Origin of the sequence: Pseudomonas sp., from assembly GCF_049590575.1 — a bacterium.
Classification (GTDB): Bacteria; Pseudomonadota; Gammaproteobacteria; order Pseudomonadales; family Pseudomonadaceae; genus Aquipseudomonas.
This window is the reverse complement of record NZ_JBAWDE010000149.1, coordinates 1-1,790: the sequence shown is the minus strand read 5'-3', so window position 1 is coordinate 1,790 and position 1,790 is coordinate 1. Positions and strand designations below refer to the sequence as shown.

Below are 1,790 nucleotides of genomic sequence, written 5' to 3'. Positions count from 1 at the left end.
CCTCACTGCCTTGGCTTACCGCCGCCAGCGTGGCCAGGGTCGGCTCGTCGACATCGGCCAGGCGTTCACGGAAAAACGCCTCGTGCGCCGCCTGGCGCGCCGGCAAACGGGCTTGCGCGACCACGTTGCGATACGGCACCGGCGACGGCAATTGGCGCTGCTCACCGAGCAGGTGCGCACGGATTTCATCCACCAGCACTCGCGTCGAGGTGGCGTCGTTGACCAGGTGATGGAAGCGCAGGCGGGCAATCCAGCGCTGGTGTTGCGGTTCTTCGGCATAGTCCAGGGCCATCAGCGGGGCCTGGCGCAAGTCCAGCGCCGCGCAGGTTTCGTCCAGCGGTTCGACGCGCAACCGCGCCTCACGCCATACCACTTGCATCGGCTGTTCAAGGGCGTCCCACGCGAGGCTGGTGCGCAGGATGTCGTGGCGGTTGATCACCTGTTGCAGGGCCTGGGCAAACGCGTCGAGCTGTTCGCGGCGCGCAAAGCTGAACAGCGCGTGTTGCTGGTAGGGATCACGCTCGTCGGTGAGGTGGTGGTAGAGCAAACCTTCCTGCAACGGCGCCAGCGGGTAGATCTCCTGCACATTGGCCGCGCCGCCGGGGATGCCGGCGACAATCCGCTCGACGCTGGCCTGGTCCAGTTCGGCCAGCGCCAGCAAATCCGCGGGGATATGGGTGCAATCCAGCGGCACCCGATTGGCCGGCACCGGCACCTCACTGCCTTGGCTTACCGCCGCCAGCGTGGCCAGGGTCGGTTGGCCGAACAGCACCTGCACGTCGGCGTGCAGCCCGGCCTGGCGCATGCGTTGCACCAACTGCACCGCCAGCAACGAATGGCCGCCCAGTTCGAAAAAGTGGTCATGCCGCCCAACCTGCTGCACCTGCAACAGCTCGGCCCAGATCTGCGCCAGGGTGGTTTCCACGCCCTCGCGCGGCGCCTCGAACAGGCGCGTCACAAAGGCTGCCTGCGTGGGTGCCGGCAACGCCTTGCGGTCGAGTTTGCCATTTGCGGTGAGGGGCAATACGTCCAGCTTCACGTAGGCCACCGGCAGCATGTAGTCCGGCAACGAGGCTTGCAGATGGCCACGCAGCGCGTCGATTTCGACGGCCTGGCGCGGCACCAACCAGGCCAGCAATTGCCCCTCGCGGTACTGCACCACGGCGTCCTGCACGGCCGGATGGCTGGCCAGCGCCGATTCGATTTCGCCCAGTTCGATGCGCACGCCACGGATTTTCACCTGGTCGTCATTGCGCCCCAGGTACTCGAGGTTGCCATCCGGCAGCCAGCGCGCCAGGTCACCGGTGCGGTACAGGCGACCAGGGCCAGAGGGATCATCGATGAAGCGTTCGGCGGTCAGTTCGGGACGGTTCAGGTAGCCGCGCGCCACGCCTTTGCCGCCGACGTACAGCTCGCCCGTCGCGCCAATCGGCAGCGGGCGCTGCCGGGCATCCAGCAGGTAAACCGTGGCGTTGCCGATGGGGCTGCCGATATGCAGCGGCTGGCCCGCCTCCACGCGGCCGGACGTTGCGACCACCGTGGCTTCGGTGGGGCCATAGTTGTTGATCACGTCGAACGTCTGCGCCTGGGTGAAGCTGCGCAAACGGTCGCCGCCGATCAGCAAGGTGCGCAAGGTCGGGTGGCCCTGCTGCTGGCTGAAGGCGTACTCGGCCACCGGCGTCGGCAGGAAGCACACTTGCAAAGGCTGCGCGCGCCACCAGCCGAGCAACGCGTCGATATCTTCCGCGCCGTCGTGGGCCGGCGGCAGGTGCAGCGTCGCGCCCACGCAC

Annotated in this window: 1 protein-coding gene; it reads right to left on the bottom strand. The window is 67.4% G+C overall.

The genetic code is table 11. The features are described from left to right. Window positions 1-1,790 (bottom strand): condensation domain-containing protein (locus WBR57_RS11320; protein WP_424083906.1); only part of this gene is annotated, 1,790 nt, incomplete at both ends.